This window comes from Bradyrhizobium sp. Leo114, assembly GCF_055229415.2.
The window spans coordinates 14,946-33,445 of sequence record NZ_JBUYEN020000056.1 but is presented as its reverse complement, the minus strand read 5'-3'; the positions used below and the strand labels follow the sequence as shown (position 1 = coordinate 33,445).

At 60.0% G+C, this 18,500-nt stretch carries 11 protein-coding genes and 2 pseudogenes; 3 read left to right on the top strand and 10 right to left on the bottom strand.

Annotated elements, in window-relative coordinates; genetic code table 11:
* Positions 1-138: 138 nt before the first annotated feature.
* From ACZIRK_RS38550 to ACZIRK_RS38520, 7 genes and pseudogenes are all read right to left on the bottom strand, one after another.
* Complete coding sequence (locus ACZIRK_RS38550; protein WP_130229739.1) at positions 139-1,449, bottom strand: HlyD family type I secretion periplasmic adaptor subunit; 1,311 nt, start codon at positions 1,447-1,449, stop codon at positions 139-141.
* Positions 1,442-3,253, bottom strand: coding sequence for a type I secretion system permease/ATPase (locus ACZIRK_RS38545; RefSeq protein WP_474419288.1), 1,812 nt, complete (start codon positions 3,251-3,253; stop codon positions 1,442-1,444). Before ACZIRK_RS38545 ends, ACZIRK_RS38550 begins: the two co-directional genes overlap by 8 nt.
* Before the next feature lie 23 nt (positions 3,254-3,276).
* Positions 3,277-4,080 carry a hypothetical protein gene (locus ACZIRK_RS38540; RefSeq protein ID WP_051397185.1) on the bottom strand — a complete coding sequence of 268 codons (804 nt, stop codon included), beginning with the start codon at positions 4,078-4,080 and terminating at the stop codon, positions 3,277-3,279.
* Between the two features lie 182 nt (positions 4,081-4,262).
* Positions 4,263-7,649: a TonB-dependent receptor domain-containing protein gene (locus tag ACZIRK_RS38535; RefSeq protein ID WP_165435555.1), complete on the bottom strand. Its 3,387-nt coding sequence runs from the start codon at positions 7,647-7,649 to the stop codon at positions 4,263-4,265.
* Between the two features lie 284 nt (positions 7,650-7,933).
* Positions 7,934-8,788: a FecR family protein gene (locus ACZIRK_RS38530; RefSeq protein WP_245287585.1), complete on the bottom strand. Its 855-nt coding sequence runs from the start codon at positions 8,786-8,788 to the stop codon at positions 7,934-7,936.
* Positions 8,789-8,812: 24 nt separating this feature from the next.
* Positions 8,813-8,959 (bottom strand): annotated as a pseudogene (locus tag ACZIRK_RS38525) (DUF4880 domain-containing protein); the annotation flags it as partial.
* A gap of 105 nt (positions 8,960-9,064) precedes the next feature.
* Positions 9,065-9,589 (bottom strand): RNA polymerase sigma factor, encoded by a 525-nt coding sequence (locus ACZIRK_RS38520; protein WP_474419287.1) that lies wholly within the window; start codon positions 9,587-9,589, stop codon positions 9,065-9,067.
* Between the two features lie 1,184 nt (positions 9,590-10,773).
* Here ACZIRK_RS38520 and ACZIRK_RS38515 point away from each other — a divergent pair.
* From ACZIRK_RS38515 to ACZIRK_RS38505, 3 genes and pseudogenes are all read left to right on the top strand, one after another.
* Entirely contained in the window at positions 10,774-11,034 is a 261-nt protein-coding gene (locus ACZIRK_RS38515; RefSeq protein WP_130232013.1) for a hypothetical protein, read from the top strand.
* Positions 11,035-11,144: 110 nt separating this feature from the next.
* Positions 11,145-11,531, top strand: a pseudogene (locus tag ACZIRK_RS38510) (transposase); the annotation flags it as partial.
* Positions 11,532-11,883: 352 nt separating this feature from the next.
* The gene (locus ACZIRK_RS38505; protein ID WP_474419286.1) at positions 11,884-13,641 is read left to right on the top strand and encodes a Rieske (2Fe-2S) protein; all 1,758 of its coding nucleotides are present in this window, start codon (positions 11,884-11,886) and stop codon (positions 13,639-13,641) included.
* A 207-nt stretch (positions 13,642-13,848) separates the two neighbouring features.
* Here ACZIRK_RS38505 and ACZIRK_RS38500 read toward each other — a convergent pair whose 3' ends face one another.
* The 3 genes from ACZIRK_RS38500 to cysD form a co-directional block, all read right to left on the bottom strand.
* The gene (locus ACZIRK_RS38500) at positions 13,849-14,856 is read right to left on the bottom strand and encodes an integrase core domain-containing protein (RefSeq protein WP_245475152.1); all 1,008 of its coding nucleotides are present in this window, start codon (positions 14,854-14,856) and stop codon (positions 13,849-13,851) included.
* A gap of 493 nt (positions 14,857-15,349) precedes the next feature.
* Complete coding sequence (gene cysN, locus ACZIRK_RS38495) at positions 15,350-17,239, bottom strand: sulfate adenylyltransferase subunit CysN (protein ID WP_474419285.1); 1,890 nt, start codon at positions 17,237-17,239, stop codon at positions 15,350-15,352.
* Complete coding sequence (gene cysD / locus ACZIRK_RS38490; RefSeq protein WP_245475153.1) at positions 17,239-18,138, bottom strand: sulfate adenylyltransferase subunit CysD; 900 nt, start codon at positions 18,136-18,138, stop codon at positions 17,239-17,241. The genes cysN and cysD overlap by 1 nt, the downstream gene beginning before the upstream one ends.
* Between the last annotated feature and the right edge of the window lie 362 nt (positions 18,139-18,500).

Here is an 18,500-nt window from a genome sequence, read left to right as displayed (position 1 = left end):
AACATCAAGAACAAGGCGCTGAACACCAGTTCAGAAAGTGTTGTCGTCATGACTCACCCCAGCGCTTCGTTGCGGCTTTTAGGCGTTTGGCGCGGCGCGTTGCAGGAGGCTTTTCGATTTCGATCGTGGCCATCCTTGCTATTCTTCCCTGAAGGCACGGTTGATCTGATCCGAAAGCGGTTTCACAAGATAGGAAAGCGCGGTGCGTTCGCCGGTCTGGATGAAGGCCTCGGCGGGCATTCCCGGAACGAGCTTCCGTTCGCCAATACGAGCGAACTGTTCCGGCGGAACGGCGATCCTGATGACATAGAAGGATGTGCCCGTACGTTGGTCCTGCGTGAGGTCCGCAGCGACACGGCTCACTGTCCCGTCGAGCTCCGGCGTCGTGCGCAGGTTGAAGGCGGTCAGGCGCAGGATTGCATCCTGCCCGAGATGGACGTCGTGGATGTCCTTTGGCGAGATATGCGCCTCCAGCGTCAGGCGGTCTTCGTCGGGAACGATCTCCATCACTGTTTCACGTGGAGCGATGACCCCGCCGACAGTGTGAACCGACAGGTTGTGCACCCAGCCATCCTGGGGCGAGATCATGTCGATGCGCCGCAACTGATCCTCAGCGGCAATCCTGCGTTCGGAAAATTCACCAATCTGCGCCTGCGTATCGCGCAGGTCGCCGGTGACCTCGGTCTTCAAGTCTTGATCGACCTGCAAACTCTGCAATCTTGCTTCGGCGATACTGCCCGCCGCCTGCGCCTGCCCCGCGACGACCTGGCCGCGATAAGCGTCGAGTGTCGCCTTGTCACGTTCCAGTTCATTAAGCCGCTGGACGGACGTGACGCCTTTTGCCAGCAGGTCGCGCAGATCCACCAACTCCCGCTCGCGAACTCGTATTCCATGCTCAAATGCTTCCTGCTGGTCTTTCAGACCGGAAATTTGGTGCTCGTATTCCTTGATACGCTCCCCAAGCTGGGCCTTCTTGCTAATCCGCGTGTCGTGCCGTGACCGAAACAGATTCTGTTCGCTCTGCATCGCGCGCGCCACTTCGCGGTCGTTCGCATGCTCCGTGAGAAGGGGCGGAAACGTGATCGTGTCCTTGTCGTCGCGCTCGGCCTCAAGCCGAGCCTCGCGGGCGGCCAGTTCGTTGAGGCGCTTGCTGACGATGGCCAGGTTTGCACGAACCTGGGTGGCGTCGAGGCGGATCAGCACATCGCCTGCTTTGACCAGCTGACTCTCGCGAACCAACAATTCGCCGACCACACCACCGGTCGGATGTTGGACCATTTTCACATAGGACTCGACGACGAAGGTGCCGTCGGCGACTACGGCGCCAGCCAATTCTGTAGCCGCCGACCATCCGCCGATGCACGCGGTGAATGCAAGCACAGCGAAAACGCCGAAAATGAGGTGGTGCCGGATGGAGCGGACCACGGCGACAGCATCAGCGTTAGACATCGCCTTCCTCTGTTGGGACCGGAGACGTGTCGTCGGGCGCCGCTACGACTCGAAGCGGTCCGAGCGAATGTGTCCCCCTCTGATCAGCGGGTGAGCTTTTCAACCCAGGCTGGACAGAAGTCGGCCTCATCATCCGCGGCAGGATCTCATCGCGCGGGCCGAAAGCTCTTGCGCGACCGTTTTCCATCATCAGAACAAGATCGACAATGCCGAGCACACTCGGCCGGTGTGCGACGACGATTGCTATTCCTTTGCGCGCACGCACGGCGGCGATCGCCTGAATGACAGTGCCCTCTCCTTCGGTGTCGAGATTGGAATTTGGCTCATCGAGAACGACGAGGAACGGATCGCCATAAAGCGCCCGTGCGAGACCAATGCGTTGACGCTGTCCCGCAGAAAGGGCCGATCCCCCCTCGCCGATTGGCGTGTCATATCCGTTGTCGAAACGAAGAATGAGGTCATGGACGCCAGCCGCCTTCGCCGCCTTCACGACATGGTCGGGATCCGCAGAGGGATCGAGACGCGCGATGTTCTCGGCGATTGTCCCGTCGAACAGCTCGACATCCTGCGGCAGGTAGCCGATGTGGCGGCCAAGACTTTCGTCGTCCCATTGCTCGAGCGAGGCGCCGTCAAGGCGCACCGTGCCATGGGCGGGATGCCAGACCCCGACGAGAACGCGGGTCAGGGTCGATTTGCCACTGCCGCTGGGACCGATGATACCGAGCGCGCTGCCGGCGTGAATACCGAAATTGACCTCGACGACCGTTGGTTTTCTATGGCCCGGCGCCACGATGCCGACCCTCTCAGCGGTGAGATTCGCCTTCGGCTTCGGCAGCGGGGTCATGTTTGCTTGAGGTGCGACGAACGACAAGAGATCCCGCAGGCGCGCCCAACTTTGCCGAGCGATCAAAAGGGACCGCCACGTGGCGACCGCGAGATCGACAGGCGCGAGGGCGCGCCCCAAGATGACGGAACTGGCGACCATGACGCCGCCCGTGGCACTTTGTTGAGTGACGAGATACCCACCGACGCCAAGGACCGCCGATTGCAACATGATCCGAAACACGCGCGCGGTGCCGCCGAGCGCGTTGCCAACGTCTCCCGCCCTTCTGTTCGCGGCCAGATACTTCCTGTTGACCGCGATCCATCGGTCTGCACTTCGTTCACCGAGCCCTAATGCACGGATTACCTCCGCATTGCGGCGCGACCCGTCCAGGATCGCGTTGCGTTCCATGCCGTATTTGATCGTCTCCCGGACCGGAGCCGACGACAACTTGTGGGTGAGGATGGTCAGGGCCGTCAGAATGGCGGCCCCCGCCAGCGCGGTGAGGCCGATCCATACGTGGAGGCCGAAGCAGATGGCTAGATAGAGCGGCGCCCATGGCAGATCGAAAAAGGCGGCCGGCCCCTGGCCGGACAGAAAGCTGCGAATGTTGTCGAGGTCGCGCAGGGCCTGGAGACCATCACCCGGTGCGCGTGTCTGCAAAGCAAGCCGCACAACTGCCTCATGGACACGGCGGGAAAGCTCATGATCGAAAAATTCACCGGCGCGCAGCAGCACGCGCGACCGAATGATTTCGAGAAGCAATTGAAAACCATAGGCGATCATCGCCAGCACGGAGAACCCCAGCAGGGTCGGAATGCTGCGGCTTGCCAGCACGCGGTCGTAAACCTGGAGCATGAAAAGCGGTGCGGTCAGGCCGAGGATGTTGATGACCCCGCTGACCAGCGCCAGCGCGACGGCGCCTTGTTTGAAACGGGAAACAGCCGCCGCAGCCAACGGCTGCGGCGGTGTCCGCTTCATTGTTCGTGGCGCTCGTGGTGCCATCAGACGAAGGCGAAGTCGGACGCGGACAGGCTCGAGACGCCGTCGACCGTGACCGTGCTGTGCAGGCTCGCGTTGGTCGGATCGGTGTAGGTGATGGTGTTACCTGCGACGTTCACATGGCTGTCGCTGATGAACTGGCTGTAGTCGGACCAGCCATAGTTCTTGAAATCGATGAGATCGTTGCCCTGAACGAAGTCAGTGATCGTGTCGTTTCCGAAACCGTGGCTGGAATCGTAGAGGCTATGATCCCACTTGAACGTGTCGAAGTCCGAGCTTCCGCCGTTTCCGGAGAGCGCGTCGTTTCCATAGAAGCTGTACAGGTAGTCGTCGCCGGAGGTGCCGTTCTGGGTGGTGCCCGTCTCGCCGAGATAATCGACTAGCCCGGCAAAGGGCTGACCGAACTCGGTTTGGCCATAAACACTGCCGCCATGGGAGAGCACGTAGATTGCCTGATTGAACGTCGTATCCGGGCTCGTGCCGCCGGAGCCGCCGAGTTCGATCGAAAGTTCGGGCGTGGTCAATCCGAAACCAGAACTGCTGCTGCCAGTAAGACCGTGGCCAAAGTCGAGTTCGGTGATGGTGCCGCTGAATCCGCCGGGAGGCGAGTAGGTGAATCCCGAGCCATGCAGGATCACTCCGGAGTCGCCCGAAACCCCGCTATTGCCCGCCGCCCATTCCGAGTAGGGTGAGGAGGTCGGATAGAAAGCACCGTTGTCATTGTAGTTGAAGTCGTTTTCCCAGGCACCGGTAAGATATCCCAAAAGATCGCTGCTGGCCGATGTAAGGTTGATGGTGGAAGTCATCTTTACCTCTTCTCTTGCTCAAACGTTCGTCTTGCTGACGAACCTCGGACCCCACGTCGAGAGGTGGGGAAACTTGGACTCTAGCGATGCAGTCGCCGTCCGGGCCGGCGCGGAATAGGCATCCGCCTCGGACTTATCGTAACGCGCGTCGATCTCGCGGTGAAAGTGCCGCCCCCCTTGAATTAGAAGCGATAGTTCACGCCGATCTTGATCGCATGAAAATCAAGATCGTTTTCCGCCCTGCGACCGTTCGTCGTCTGGGACGAGCCAGGAACTGTGACTGTCTGGGTGCGATAGAGGCGACATCCGCCGCCGCGGGACGGAGGAAAGTAAATAGCGCAGATTTGGGTCTGTACCGCGTACGGCAGCGTCACGCCGGCGGTCGCATTCGGGAAGAGAAACTCCCTATCTCCGAAATGATCGTAAGAATACTCTCCTCTAAGAGACCAGTTATTGGTCAGCGCATATTCGAATCCCCCGCCGAACGTCCATCCGCTACGTGTCCCTGAGGCCTCTTCGCGAAAGTTGAGTTGAGTGCTAGGCACGCTTCCACTGACGGCCCGATATTGACTGCGAACTTCGCTTTCGTTCAGGAACGTCAGACCGCCCATCGCATAAACAAGCACGCGATCGAAAGCGTAGCCGACGCGGGCGCGCAGCGACGCCGTCCAGTCGAACTGGTAGTCGGTCTTGGCCTGCAGGAAGCTGCCTGTCGTGAGCTTGGGGGCTTCCGTTGCAATGGCGTCCTGCGTCTTCCGGAACTTGGTCCAGGAATAATCTCCCTCGATACCGATCACCACGCGGTTCGAGAACTGATAATTGAACCCGCCCTGCAAGCCTCTCGTCAGATCGCGGAAGCTCAGGTCAGCCGACTCCGTCGCCGGGATAGCTCCGGGCGTTCCATCGCCGGCCGTCGTGACTCCCTTGGTGCGGGCCAGGCCGTAACCGAGGTGGCCGCCGAGATAAAGACCGGTCCAGTCGCTCCCCGGAGCGCCGTCCGAGGCATTTCCGAGTCTCGCGTTAGGAAGATGACGAACGAGAGGCGTCGTTTCGTTCAGCGTCGTCGTGTAGCTGATCCGGGCGGTTCGGCCGGGCGACGGGACGGCGATCGAGGTGAGCGCGCCGAAGTAATATTGGTCCGTTAGATTCTCGATGCTGAAATTGATCGTCGAGTCGTCATCGATCTTGTAGATGCCGAACAGGTCATACACCTGATATGAGGGCCAAGTGAATGTATCGCCGCTGGTTGGCGGCCAGACGCTGCCCGAGCGTGCCGATGAGAACTGGACCCGTCCGCCCAACGTCAGCTTCTGATCGAACAACCGGATGCCGGCCGTCACGCTGCCGGCATAATTCGGCGGGACATAATTCGCAGCGTAATCGTTTTTCAGTGCGCCCGTCGGGCTCGCCAAATCAAACTGTGACGTCGGCGGCGCGCAGCTTCCTGCTGTCTCGCAATATTCAATCTTGGTGTATTTGGTGAAGGCGCCCTCGAGGAAAAACGCGCCCGAGTCATAGTTTCCGGATATTTCGAAGCCGCGGAAGTTGGCGCCGTTGATATTGTACCATACGTATTTATGGTCCGCAGCCGACCCGGTTGATCCACTGCCGGTCTGGTAGCGGACGATATAGTCATCATAGTGATTGTCGAAATAGGCGAGCTTGACGCGAAGCTTGTCGCCGGATTGGAGAACGTTGTTACGCAGGATATTCAGGCCGGCTTCGTAATCCTTGGCGATCTCGGGCTGCAAATCCGGATTATTCCAGAGCAGTCCCTGATAATGCCAGTGCGTTTCACGGAGGCTCGGAGGGCGGTAGCCTTCCTTGTACTGGCCGTAGAACTGGATTCCCTCCATGGGCGATATAACGACAGCGGCATTGGGACTAACACGCCCGCCTGACCGATCAGGAAACTTGGTGAGGTATCCTTCGCCGCTGGAATTGTAATGGTCATAGCGCAGCCCTGCGGAGAGCGTCAGCCAGTCGATCGGCCTGAGGCTTGCGTTGCTGAATGTCCCCGTCATCAGTCGCACGCCCGAAGGGCCGTAGGTTTCCCAGCCCTCCGACCCCGACACCGAACTCGGAAACTGCTCGGCCGTAGCGCGCTCACGCGTGAATTCAACGCCGTTGTCCCAGGTGAGCTGACCGAGCGGCGTGGTGAACACGGAGGTGTTGCCGACATCTCCGCCGAGCGTAGTGTCGCCGTAGGGACCAGGAAGCACGCCATGGCGTTGCGACGCAAGATCGGTCAGCCAGAGGTTGGCCCGCATTTTCACATACGGACTGTCCGACGGCTCATACTTATATTTGGCCGTGTAAGTATCGACACGGGTCTCGGACAGCGGGAATTGTCCGTAGGGTAAAATTCCCGACACTATCGCAGCCTGATAGCTCAGCTCATCAATCTCACCGTAATGGGAGTTGTAGGAGAGATAGCCGAGTTCAAGCGACTGGCCGTCGCCCCACTTCACCTTTCCTTTTGCAAGAAACGAATCCGTGTTTTCGGAGGTGTTGAAGACCTCCTGGCCAGGCTTTACGAGCGAATTGGCATTTGCGGTCGTCGTAACCGCGTTTGCAGGACGGAATGTGATTCCATCAGGGACTTTTGTTCCGGCGAAGTAGTTGCCTTGCACGTGCTTGGAATAGGCGACAATGAATTCGTAGTTCTCCTTGATCGCGGCGACGGCCGCACTGCCCGAATATGTGTCGCCGTTGAAAAAGGATGGCCGGCCATTGGCTGCCGTGTTGACAGCATTGTTCGACAGGAAACTTGGCGACTGCTCCGCTACCCCGTTGGTGACGAGGCTGCCTTTGACGCGCGTACCAAATGTCTGGCCGTCCTTGACGATGTCGCCTGCTTCGAGGGTGCGGAAATTGACGTTGCCACCGATGCTCCCAACACCCACTCCGCTGCCCGGTCCCTTGGAAATGTCGACACCGCCGATCAGATCGGGATCGACATAGGTCTCGTCGCGGTTTCCGATATAGCCCCGATAGGAGCTCGTGTTCTGGCGCGCACCGTCAATCGTCGTGCCCACGCGGCCCATGCCTTGCAGGCCCCGGATATTGGGATTGATCGACGTGCCGACATGATTGCCCGCCGAGATTACGCCGGGCGTATCGATGAACACGTCGCCGGCCGACGCCGGCGGCAGGCGATCGAGTTGCTCGCGCGAGACGTGCGAAACCGATCCGGGGGTCTCATAGGGCGTATCTCCGTTCGTCGTAGAACGATTGGCGGTCACATTGATGGGATCGAGAACAAGAGAACCGTCGGCCGCCGGCCGGCCGGCAGCGTCTGATGCGTCGGCTGAGGGTCGCCCGCCAACGACGGCCGTTCCTTGCGAGGTGATGCGGTAGCTCACGCCGGTTCCGCGCAGAAGCCGCTCGAGCGCCTGCTGCGGCGTGAAGCTACCGACAACGGAGTTGGATCGCACACCCTGCGACGCTTCGGAGGGAAATGCGACCTGAAGTCCGGACTGGCGGCCGAACTGGCTGAGCGCGTTCGTCAGCGGCTGAGCCGGAATGTTGAACTGACGCGCCGGAGCGGTCGTATCTTGCGTTTGCACGATCTGAGCGAAAGCAAGGTGCGCGTATAATACCGGCCCGGCAGACAGCGCGCAGACGCCAGCACTCCGGAGCAATCGGATAGTCGCGCGCTTCGACCTACTTTGTGTTACCGATCCAATTCTATTTGTTACGCCCCCAGTATGCATCAACTCGCTCGTCTTCACTTGTCATTGCGCAGCCACTCCGTAGGCATGCACTTCCGACCGCAAAGACGTAGAGCTGCCGCAAGATTCTCACGGTAGCGCTCGTTTTGGAGGAATTATAAGATTTGCGAGCGAACCAATTACAGACGCGACACGATCCGCACGAACGGGGTCAGGGCACGGACTTTGCCGCCGAAGGGCTCGACGAGCCCAGCGAGCGCGCGGTCAGGATCGCGCAGATCGAACAGCCCGCTCACCTTGCGGCCCGCAAGGCTTCTGTCGGGAAGCAAAATCGAGGCCGAGAAATAGCGCTGGATCAATTCGATGGCCGATTCCACGGTGACGTTGGACAGAATGACCTTTCCTTCACGCCAGGATCCGATTTCCTCAAGGGATACCGGCTCGATGCTTACATTACCTGTCATGTGATCGACGACGAACATTTGGCCAGGCTTGAGAACGGCAGATGGTTCGTCCTTCGCGGCGGGCGTGGCTTCGATGGAGCCGCGCAGCAGCGCAACTTTCGTGCTTGTCGATGAGGCCTGGATATTGAAGGCGGTGCCATGCACCTTGATTTCGACGCCCTGCGCATCGACGAGGAACGGCCGCCTGGTATCGGTTGCGACGTCGAAGAAGACCTCTCCTGCCAGCAGCGTAACGCGGCGCTCTGTCGTTCCGATATCGGCCTTGATCGCACTGCCTCCGCCGAGCTCGACGACGGAGCCATCGGCCATCCGAATATGTTCGGTGTGGCCGGCGGCGGTACGATAGTCGGCGTGGATGGCAATGAGGATTGCTGGAGCTGCAATCCACAGCACGCATGCCGCGACAACCGCGGCGACAACAATCTCGATTGGTCGACGATATGATCTGCGCACCGTCCCGGAGCGTGGAGAAAAGCCGGGTGCGGAGGTGTGCGCCACGTGCAATTTCAAGCGCGGATCGACGTCTTCCCAAACCTTCTGATCGTAGGCGGGTTTGACCGCGCCGAGCACGGTCCATGTCTTGTTGGCGCGCTCCCAGGCGCGCCGGTTCTGCTCGCAAGCCGCAAGCCAGGCTTTGAATTCATCGAATACTGCGGAGCCCTGGGACGCGTCTTCCAATCGTAGAATCCAGCCTGTCGCCTCCTCGAGCAGCTGATGCTCCGTATCGTGTTTCGCAGCCAACGTTCCAATGTTCCCTGTCGCGGTGCTGTGTCGCCGTCTACCAATGAACAAGACAAAGCCGTCAACCCGAACGAAGTCGCTGGCTTCACATGTTTCTTTACAAGACTATTCGCGGCCGTCCGAGTCCTGTTCGAGCCGAATCGTGACCGTTGCTACGGCCGCTTGGATGAGACGGTAGACCGTCGGAATAGAGACTCCGAGGTGGGCAGCCACCTCTTCGACCGAGTGTCCGCCGAACCTGTGCATTTCCAGCGCAATGCGCTGTTTCTCCGGCAGCCCGGCGATGATGTCCATGGCTCGGCGCTCGTTCTCATAATAAAGAACGGTTTCCTCAGGCGTGGGTGCGGCCTGTGAGCTGGCCCAGACCGGCGCATTGTGGGCGCTTCGCAGATTTTCCAGCCGCTTCCGCCGCAGCACGTCAACGGCCAGATTGTGCACGATACGGAACAGATATGATCGTGGACGGGCGCTCGGCGTTCTCCCGTCACCTGTCGGGATGAATTTGATGAATGCTTCCTGGACCAGGTCCTCGGCGCCCTCGCGAGAGCCGAGCAGGTACGAGGCGTAGTCGATGAGAACGGCGCGATAGGACAGATACAGAGCGAAGCGTGGATCAAGCCCTTCCTTCATCAGAGCCTTCTCCCCCGATCACGCACAATCCTGCCGCGTCCCGGTCCCGGCCTTGCCTCCATTCGCCCTTGGGCCATGACACTGGTCGGGCCCTGCCGGCCAACGCGTTGTATGACTCTTGACCCGGTCATGCGGCCCCTTCGGCCCGCTAACCTCTTGATTGATCAGGGCGCCCACTGCACGCGAAACAGTTAGAAACTCAGAAATTCGTTCGCAACGACAATAATCTATAATGCCTCTAGCTAGGGTTGAACTTGTCCGCCGCAGGCCGGTGGCTGTGTTCCATTCAGAGCTACGGAAAACGGCCGGAAGAGACTGCGCACGCCATGATCAATGGCCGCTGCGTACCGATCGACGGGGATACATGGACGACGATGGTCTTGTCCGCGTCGTATCAGGGGTATGATCGTCTCCAGTTTCGAGAGCATCACTTCAACCGGGGTCGAGAACATGACCGCGCCGCAATGGTGGCGGCGCAGTGCGCAGCCATCAGCAGCCGAGCGAACCCGGTTCTTGCTACGTCTAACGTTGAAAGACCTAGATTGTTGATCCTGTTCTAAACGATTGTGCCTGTTCGTTTCTGGCGTAGCCGGGCTTATTCTACGGTTGGCCCCCCGGGGCTGGATTGATTTGACCGCCGATCTTTCAGTTGGTTGCGGGGACGTGCAACCATCTCAAATTGCTTTTTCAGGCGGTAGCCTGAGCACGCATTGCGTCCCGAACGCAGTGAGCATCTTCTAAGTTGTTGATTTTTCTTGATGCTGCAGGTGCTTCCGTCCCGTTTTGTTCACGGTCGTTTCACCCAATTCATTGCGATTTCGTTGCGCTCAGGGATGAGAACAGTGATGGCTGCGCCAAGGTCGCAGCCAACAGTTCGCCTCGTCGAAGAGCCGGTCCAAATCCGGAGGGGGTCGAGAATTGCCCCAAGCGCGAATCCCGGGACTACGTCACCCAGTGCGCCAGGACCATTATGCGCGTCAGCGACAGACCGACCGCGAGCGCGCGGATTGACGCGAAGCCCGCAAGGGCATGGAGGACGCCGCCGCAGACCTGCGCTGATCGGAGCCACGCAGCGCGTTGAGCACTATGAAATCGCCGGGTCTTTCGGCGGCCGATCGCGACCGTGAGCCTGGTCCATGACGAAACCCTCATGCGCTTCATAACGGAGCGGACATGCGCCTTCCATGCTGAGCACCGAAGCGTTTCGCGGTACCGCAACTTCAGTCACTGCATTGCCTTTCCACGCATCACCCGTTTCGGTCTTCGCCTTGCGCTTCGATCTCGGCGTGACACATCGAGACGGCCCGCTTCAGTTCGGCCAGCTGCCCGCGAAGCGCGTCGGCAAGGCGCTGTCTGGCGAAGATCGCGGCTTTCCTCGAACGGGCGAAGAGCTGCATTGGGCATGCAATCCCACGATAATGGTTCGCTCGCAGTCGATGGGTTAAGACTGAAGAAGGTCACGGGGACCCTCAGCTTGCGTTAGTGACCGCATCAGTTCCCCCAGTTCCCTCCTCGGGCCCGCGCCGCTCTTCCTCCCTCCGCGCTGATCGCCATGAAAGCCTGGCTCATTGGCGAGCAACGCGCCTCGGGAGAGAAGAAATACTATCTCGCCAATCTTCCGGCGGCGACGGATCTGCGCACGCTGGCAGCCACCATCAAGGCACGGTGGATTTGTGAGCAAGCGCATCAGCAGTTGAAGGAGGAGCTCGGACTTGATCACTTCGAAGGGCGATCATGGCAGGGTCTTCATCGCCACGCCCTGATGACAATGATCGCCTACACCTTCCTGCAACATCGTCGCCTCGCACACGCGGGGCGGAAAAAAAAGAATCAACGGGCCTCCGCCTCAACCAACCATGCCCGCCGTACGTCACGCCATCGTCGATCTCATCCTTCGGCCACCGTCTCAGCAGTGTCCATATTGCCGAAAGCAAATCCTTGAAAAACAGTGGCGAAAACACTTTCTGCCAAAGTAGTGCTAGCGCTGGTTGGATCGGCAGGCGATTTCGGCCGGCGGTGCGACGATGGCTGCGCGCAGTTTGACCAGCCACGCAGTGCTTGTCCCTGCGTTTGCCGCTTGTCATCGCGACGCTTGTGTCGAAACTGCCGAACGCGATCGAACTGAACATCAGTTCTGTACGGCTGGATAATCCAGTGCGGTTCCTTTCGCGCAGTCCTTAAACCACGGCCTCCTCTCGCCTTTGCGCGAGAGGAGGCCTATGTTGTCGAGTACCTGCAGCAGCCCCGAAGCGACAATGGGAGGTATGCTCATGGACGCGCCCAGCAAGGAATTTGTGCTGGCGGGCAGCCTTGAGGAGCTGAAGATCAAGGGGCGGCTCGTTGTGCACGGTGCCCATCGTCCGATCCTCGTCATCTACGACCGCGGGCGCGTCTTCGCCCTCGACAATCGGTGCCCGCACATGGGCTTCCCGCTCGACCGCGGCAGCCTCGAGGACGGCATCTTGACCTGTCACTGGCACCACGCCCGCTTCGATCTCGAAAGCGGCTGCACCTTCGACCTGTGGGCGGACGACGTGCCGATCTGCGCGGTCGAGGTACGTAATGGTGACGTCTGGGTGAAGACCGCGTTCACGCAGGCCGATCCCGTCGCGCACTGGCATCAGCGGCTTGCGAACGGCCTCGCCCACGACCTCGGCCTCATCATTGCCAAGGCCATCCATGGTCAGCTCGCGGCCGGCGTACCGCAGGGCGAAATCGTCCGGCAGGTGGCGCTGTTCGGGGCGCAAAATCGCGACGGCTGGAGCGTGGGTCTTACGATCCTTACGGCACTCGCTAATCTTCTGCCTGTGCTGCCGGAGGAGGAAGCCTATCTCGCTCTCTTCCACGGCGCGCGCCGCGTGGCGGCGGACTGCAACGGCGAGGCGCCGCGGCGGGACCGCGCGCCGCTTGGAAGCCGGCCGGATCCGGCCGCGCTCAAACGCTGGCTGCGGCGTTGGACAACCGTGCGCCATCGCGAGGCGGCCGAACGCACCCTGCTTACGGCGATTGCGGCCGGCTTCTCCCCGGCTGAACTCGCTGATGCGCTGTTCGCCGCCGCGACCGAGCGGGCTTTCGCCGACACCGGGCACTCGCTCGACTTCATCAACAAGGCGTTCGAGTGCCTCGACCTGGTCGGCTGGCAACACGCGGCGGCTCTGCTGCCAACTGTCGCCGGTCAGATGGTAGCGGCTCGTGGCGCCGAGGAATCGACGGCCTGGCGCCAGCCCGTTGACCTTGTTGCGTTGTGTGAGGAATCAACCAGCAAACTCGCAAACCTGTTCGCTGCCGGACGCGGCGCGCGTGACTGGTCGGACCACGCCGCACTTGCTCAAGAGCTGCTCGGTGACGATCCGGCCAGGATCGTTGACGCGCTCAAGGCGGCGATCCGCGCCGGTGCCGCTCCTGCTGACCTTGGCCAATCCCTCGCGTACGCGGCATCACTCAGGGTGGCGCGTTTCGGCACTGCCAACGAGCACGCCGACTGGGAGACGGCGCATCACGTCTTCACCTACGCCAACGCAGTCCACCAGATGCTGACGCGCATCGGGACTGCCAACATCGACACTCACGTCACGGCCGTTCGCGGCGTATTGCACGGAGCGATGGCGCTCTACCTTGCTCGCTATCTCAATGTGCCGCCGGCGCGCATCCCGGGCGACGGCGGCGAGCAGCTCGATGCTCTGCCCGCGGATCCAGAGACGATCGGCGCCGCCTTGCTCGACGCCTTCGACCGGCAGCGACAGGTCGATCTCGCCGCGAGCCTGGTGGCACGGCATCTCACGCTCGGCCATTCGCCGCAGGCACTGATCGCCACGCTCGCGCATGCGGTGCTGCGCGAAGATGCAGGCTTCCATACGTATCAGATGCTGGAGGCCGGGGTCCGGCAATTCGGCGCGTGGGGCGACACGGACGAGGGCCGGCACATCCTCATCGCGGTTGCCCGCTATGTGGCGGCCCATTCACCGACCGAACGCGCGGCCCTGCAGACCGCCGACATCGCCCGCCGCCTGATGCGGGGTGGCGAGCTGCATCAAGAGGCTGGATCGTTCTGACGTTAAGCGCTGGGGGCACGAAGGGCGATCTGAACTGACAAAAGCCTGCGTCGGCGAACCGAGACGCGCTTCCAATGACCATTTTCGCGTTGCCTCTGCTTGGCGAATGAGTCTGACGCTCGGATCAGGTCCCGGACAGAACCGCAACATCGCGGCACGACACGGATTTCTCGTTTTTCGGTGATGCGATGCTATGCCTACCGCAAATCAAGTCCGGGCATATTGGTGGTGCAGTCCGCCCAGAATCGGGCGACAGAGAATGCGTCCAACTGTCGCGGCGCCGCGTGAAATCGGCGCGTCTTTATGCAACGACAAATGGGTGCGCGTGCCGTTGTAATAGTTCATGTACGAGAGCAGCACGTGACGCAGATGGCGCTCTCCGAACACCACGACATGATCAATGCATTCCCGGCGGATTGAACCGATCAGCCGTTCTGCACAAGCGTTTTGCCAAGGTGAGCGAGGAGACGTCGGACGGTCTCGAATCCCGATGGATCGAACCCGGCGCAGGAATATCTTTCCGTAGGCGCCGTCGCGGTCCCGGATCAGGTAACGAGGGATTTGCTCCCAGCCACACGCCTCCGTCAGTTGATTGGCGATCCATTCGGCCGTTGGGTGCGCGGTCACTCCAAGCCACAGGATCTGCCGCCGACCATGGCCCATGATCAGCAATCCATAGAGCAACCGGAACGAGATCGTCGGCACCACGAAAAGGTCCATCGCCGCGATCCCGTCAGCATGGTTGCGAAGGAACGTCTTCCATCCCTGCGAGGGGGGTCCCCTCCTCCGTGCCATGTACTTGGCGACGCTGGTCTGGCCGACATCGATGCCGAGCTTGAGAAGCTCGCCATGGAGTCTCGGTGCTCCCCACAATGGATTGGCGAGGCTCATCTCGCGGATCAGACGGCGAATCTCCAACGATACCGTTGGTCGACCGCAACAGTGGCGCGATTTCCTGCGCCAATACAGCCTAAAACCGGCGCGGTGCCAGCGGATCACGGTATCGGGTCGGACAATTGCAAGTGTATCATACATCTTGGGAAACAGCCGGCAGATACCTCCCAATATCAGCCGGTCAATCGACGCAAATCGAAGTCTCTTGGGATTGCCGCGCCGCAGCACATTGATTTGCTGCCTCAGCACCAAAATCTCCGCCTCGAGCATTGCGCGCGACCGCAGCAGATCGATCACTGTCCCGACGATCAGTTTGCACAAATCAAACATCGAGCAGCAGCATCGCCCGATTCTCGATCAACTGCCAGCGGATTGGATTTGCGGTAGGGACAGCCCTTGTACTTGTCCGCTGGTTTCTCGGTATTCGACAAACGATATGAGGAGGTCATGGACTAGTGAGCGGAGCTCGCGGTCGGCTTACATGGGGGGCGACCCCATCGCTGAGAAAAGCAACATCCAAGCATGCCATCACGAGTAGCAAGTTGGCCTGATTTGGCTGAGGGGCGTTCGCGCAGGGCTGTCGCTCCGGCGATCAGCACGAAATTCGAGGCTCGACACCGACAACGCCGACGGCACTACGATGGTTGCCGCTAGTATGAAATCAGGCGGGATGTGGAGCCCTATATCGACCATCTGTGAAGCGTTGCTTTGGGCCTTACGGCAAGCTCTGCCGATAGAACCCTTCTTTTATAGTGCAAGTTGCGGGAGCTAACCGGCTCGAGTGTTTCGGCAAGGACGGCAAATTTGGCAAACGCTAGCGGCCGCGGACGATTGCGCGGGCCATCAATAGATCGACAACGGCTTGCGCTAGGTGTTCGGGCTTCTGCCCCATGGTCTTGAGATGAATTTCGGGTCTTATTGGCGTTTCGTAGGGCGCATCGACGCCGGTGAAGTTCTTGATCTTGCCGGAGTTCGCCTTTGCATAGAGACCTTTGGGATCGCGCCGCGCGCATTCTTCGATTGGCGTGTCCACAAAAACTTCAATGAACTCATCCTCAGCAACCAGGTTGCGTACCATATCTCGCTCGGACCTGTAGGGCGAGATGAATGAGCAAATCACGATCAAACCGCTATCGGCCATCAACTTGGCGAGTTCGCCCACACGCCGAATATTTTCAACACGGTCGGCCTCGGTGAAGCCGAGGTCCCCATTTAATCCGTGCCGCACGTTGTCGCCGTCCAGCAGCATCGTGTGGCGCGACATTGCGAACAACTTCTGATCGACGACGTTGGCAATTGTCGATTTGCCCGCGCCGGACAGGCCGGTGAACCAGATGATGCAAGGCTTTTGATCCTTGAGCGCCGCCCGCTCTCTCTTACCCACTGAAATCGGTTGCCACGCGATATTGCTAGCCCGCCGTAGCGGAAACGCGATCATGCCGGCGCCGACCGTGCGGTGGGTGTAACGGTCGATGAGGATGAATGAACCGGTCTTGCGATTGACCTCGTAAGCATCGAAAGCCGTGGGCGTTGCGGTCGCAAGATTGCAGAATCCGATCTCGTTGAGGCTAAGCGTCTTGGCTGCCAGGTGCTCACGTGTGTTGACGTCGATCCGATACTTGATTGTAGTAATACGACCGGCGGCCACAGTCTGTGTTCCAATGCGAAGGATGTAGTTGCGTCCAGCAACGAGCGGGTCATTGTCCATCCAGATCAGATGAGCGGCGAATTGATCGGCGACCTCCGGCCGCTCAGCCGGACGGGCGAGAAGATCGCCACGGCTGATATCAATCTCATCTTCGACGACAATGGTGACGGCATCGCCGGCCTCAGCGCGAGGAAGATCGCCGTCCTGGGTGACGATGCGCTTGACGCGTGTAGTCCGTCCAGACGCTGCGACAACGATCTCATCTCCTGCCGTGATGCTCGCGGAAGCCACCGTCCCGGCATAGCCGCGGAAGTCCAGGTTGGGCCGATTCACGCACTGGACTGGAAAGCGGAAAGCCTGGCTTCCAGTGTCGGACTGGATATCGATGCTCTCCAAATGATCGAGCAGGCAAGGCCCCTGGTACCACTGGGTCTTGCCGGAGCGGTTGATGACGTTGTCGCCGTACCGGGCGGAGATCGGGATCGGAACGATCGACGTGAAGCCAAGACCGGCAGCAAAGGCCACATACTCACCGACGATCCGGTCAAAACTCTCCTTCTTGTAGTTGACGAGGTCGATTTTGTTCACTGCCAGGACGACATGACGAATACCGAGCAGCGAACAGATGAAGGAGTGACGCTTGGTCTGAACCATCACACCCTTGCGGGCATCGATCAGGATGATGGCGAGCTGGGCGTTCGAGGCGCCGGTTGCCATATTACGCGTGTACTGCTCGTGGCCGGGCGTGTCGGCCACCATGAACGAGCGGCGCCGGGTGGTAAAGAAGCGGTAAGCCACGTCAATCGTGATGCCCTGCTCCCGTTCGGCCTCAAGCCCGTCGACTACCAGCGCAAAGTCGATTTCATTGCCGTTGGTGCCGTGCTTGGCGCTGTCGCGTGCCAGCGCCATCAGCTGATCCTCGTAAATCATCTTGGTGTCATGCAGCAGCCGGCCGATCAGCGTCGACTTGCCGTCGTCGACCGAACCGCAGGTGATGAATCGCAGTTGGTCCTTCGTTCCGGCCTGGACCAGCTCGGCTGTCGCTTTGGAAGCCATCAGAAGTAACCTTCCCGCTTCTTCTTCTCCATCGAAGCGGCTTCATCGGTATCGATCAAGCGTCCCTGGCGCTCAGATACCCTCGCGGTCTGCATTTCCGCGACGATGTCCTCGATCGTGGTCGCGTCGGAGTCGATAGCCCCGCTCAAGGGATAGCATCCCAGCGTGCGGAAACGTATCATCCGCATCTCCGGCCTCTCGTTCGACTGAAGCGGTAATCGCTTGTCGTCGACCATGATCATTGCGCCGCTCCGCCGGACGACGGGCCTTTGCTTTGCGAAATAGAGCGGGACGACCGGGATCTTCTCGAGCATGATGTATTCCCAGACGTCGAGCTCAGTCCAGTTCGACATTGCGAACACACGCATGGTTTCGCCCTGGCGGATTCGGGTGTTGAAGAGATTCCAGAGCTCCGGTCGCTGGTTGCGTGGGTCCCACACGTGTCCGGCCGAACGGAAGGAGAATATCCGTTCTTTTGCGCGGCTCTTTTCCTCGTCACGTCGTGCTCCACCAAACGCGGCATCGAACTGATAGAGATCAAGCGCTTGCTTTAAGCCATCGGTCTTCATCACCTGCGTATGAAGAGCCGAGCCGGAATCGATCGGGTTGATCCCGCGCTCGATGCCTTCCTTGTTCACGTGGACGATCAAGTCGACGCCGAGGCGCTTGGCTGTCTCATCGCGGAAGGTGATCATCTCGCGAAACTTCCAGCCCGTGTCGACGTGAAGCAGGGGGAACGGCAACTTTGCCGGATAGAACGCCTTGATGGCGACGTGCAGCATGACGCTCGAGTCTTTTCCGATCGAATAGAGCATGACCGGCCTTTTGAACTCGGCGACAACCTCACGCATGATTTCGATCGATTCAGCTTCGAGGCGACGCAGATGTTTAGGCAGCACGTGGTTCTTCTTTGATGCAGGATGTCTGTCGTTAGCTGGCGTTTTGACGCAGCGAATTGCGCCCCAAGGCGACAAAGCCATCGTTGCGGAACTCGGGCTTGCCATAGCGCATGTCCTGTCCATCCGGTCCAACAACCTGGCCAGCCGCGAGCAGGACCGCATGCCGGGCATGCCGTATCCCGCGTCGTGCCAGCCCAGGTGTAGACACCCGCCTCGCCTTGCGCAATCAAACAGAGGTTTAGTGACGATCCCGGGGTTCCTTAAACCCCACCTCGTTCTAGATCGCACCATCGCTGCCCGGGCAGGGCTAAAGGGAGCGCATTTGGCAATCACCACTTATCTGGTCGACCGTGAAGAACCCG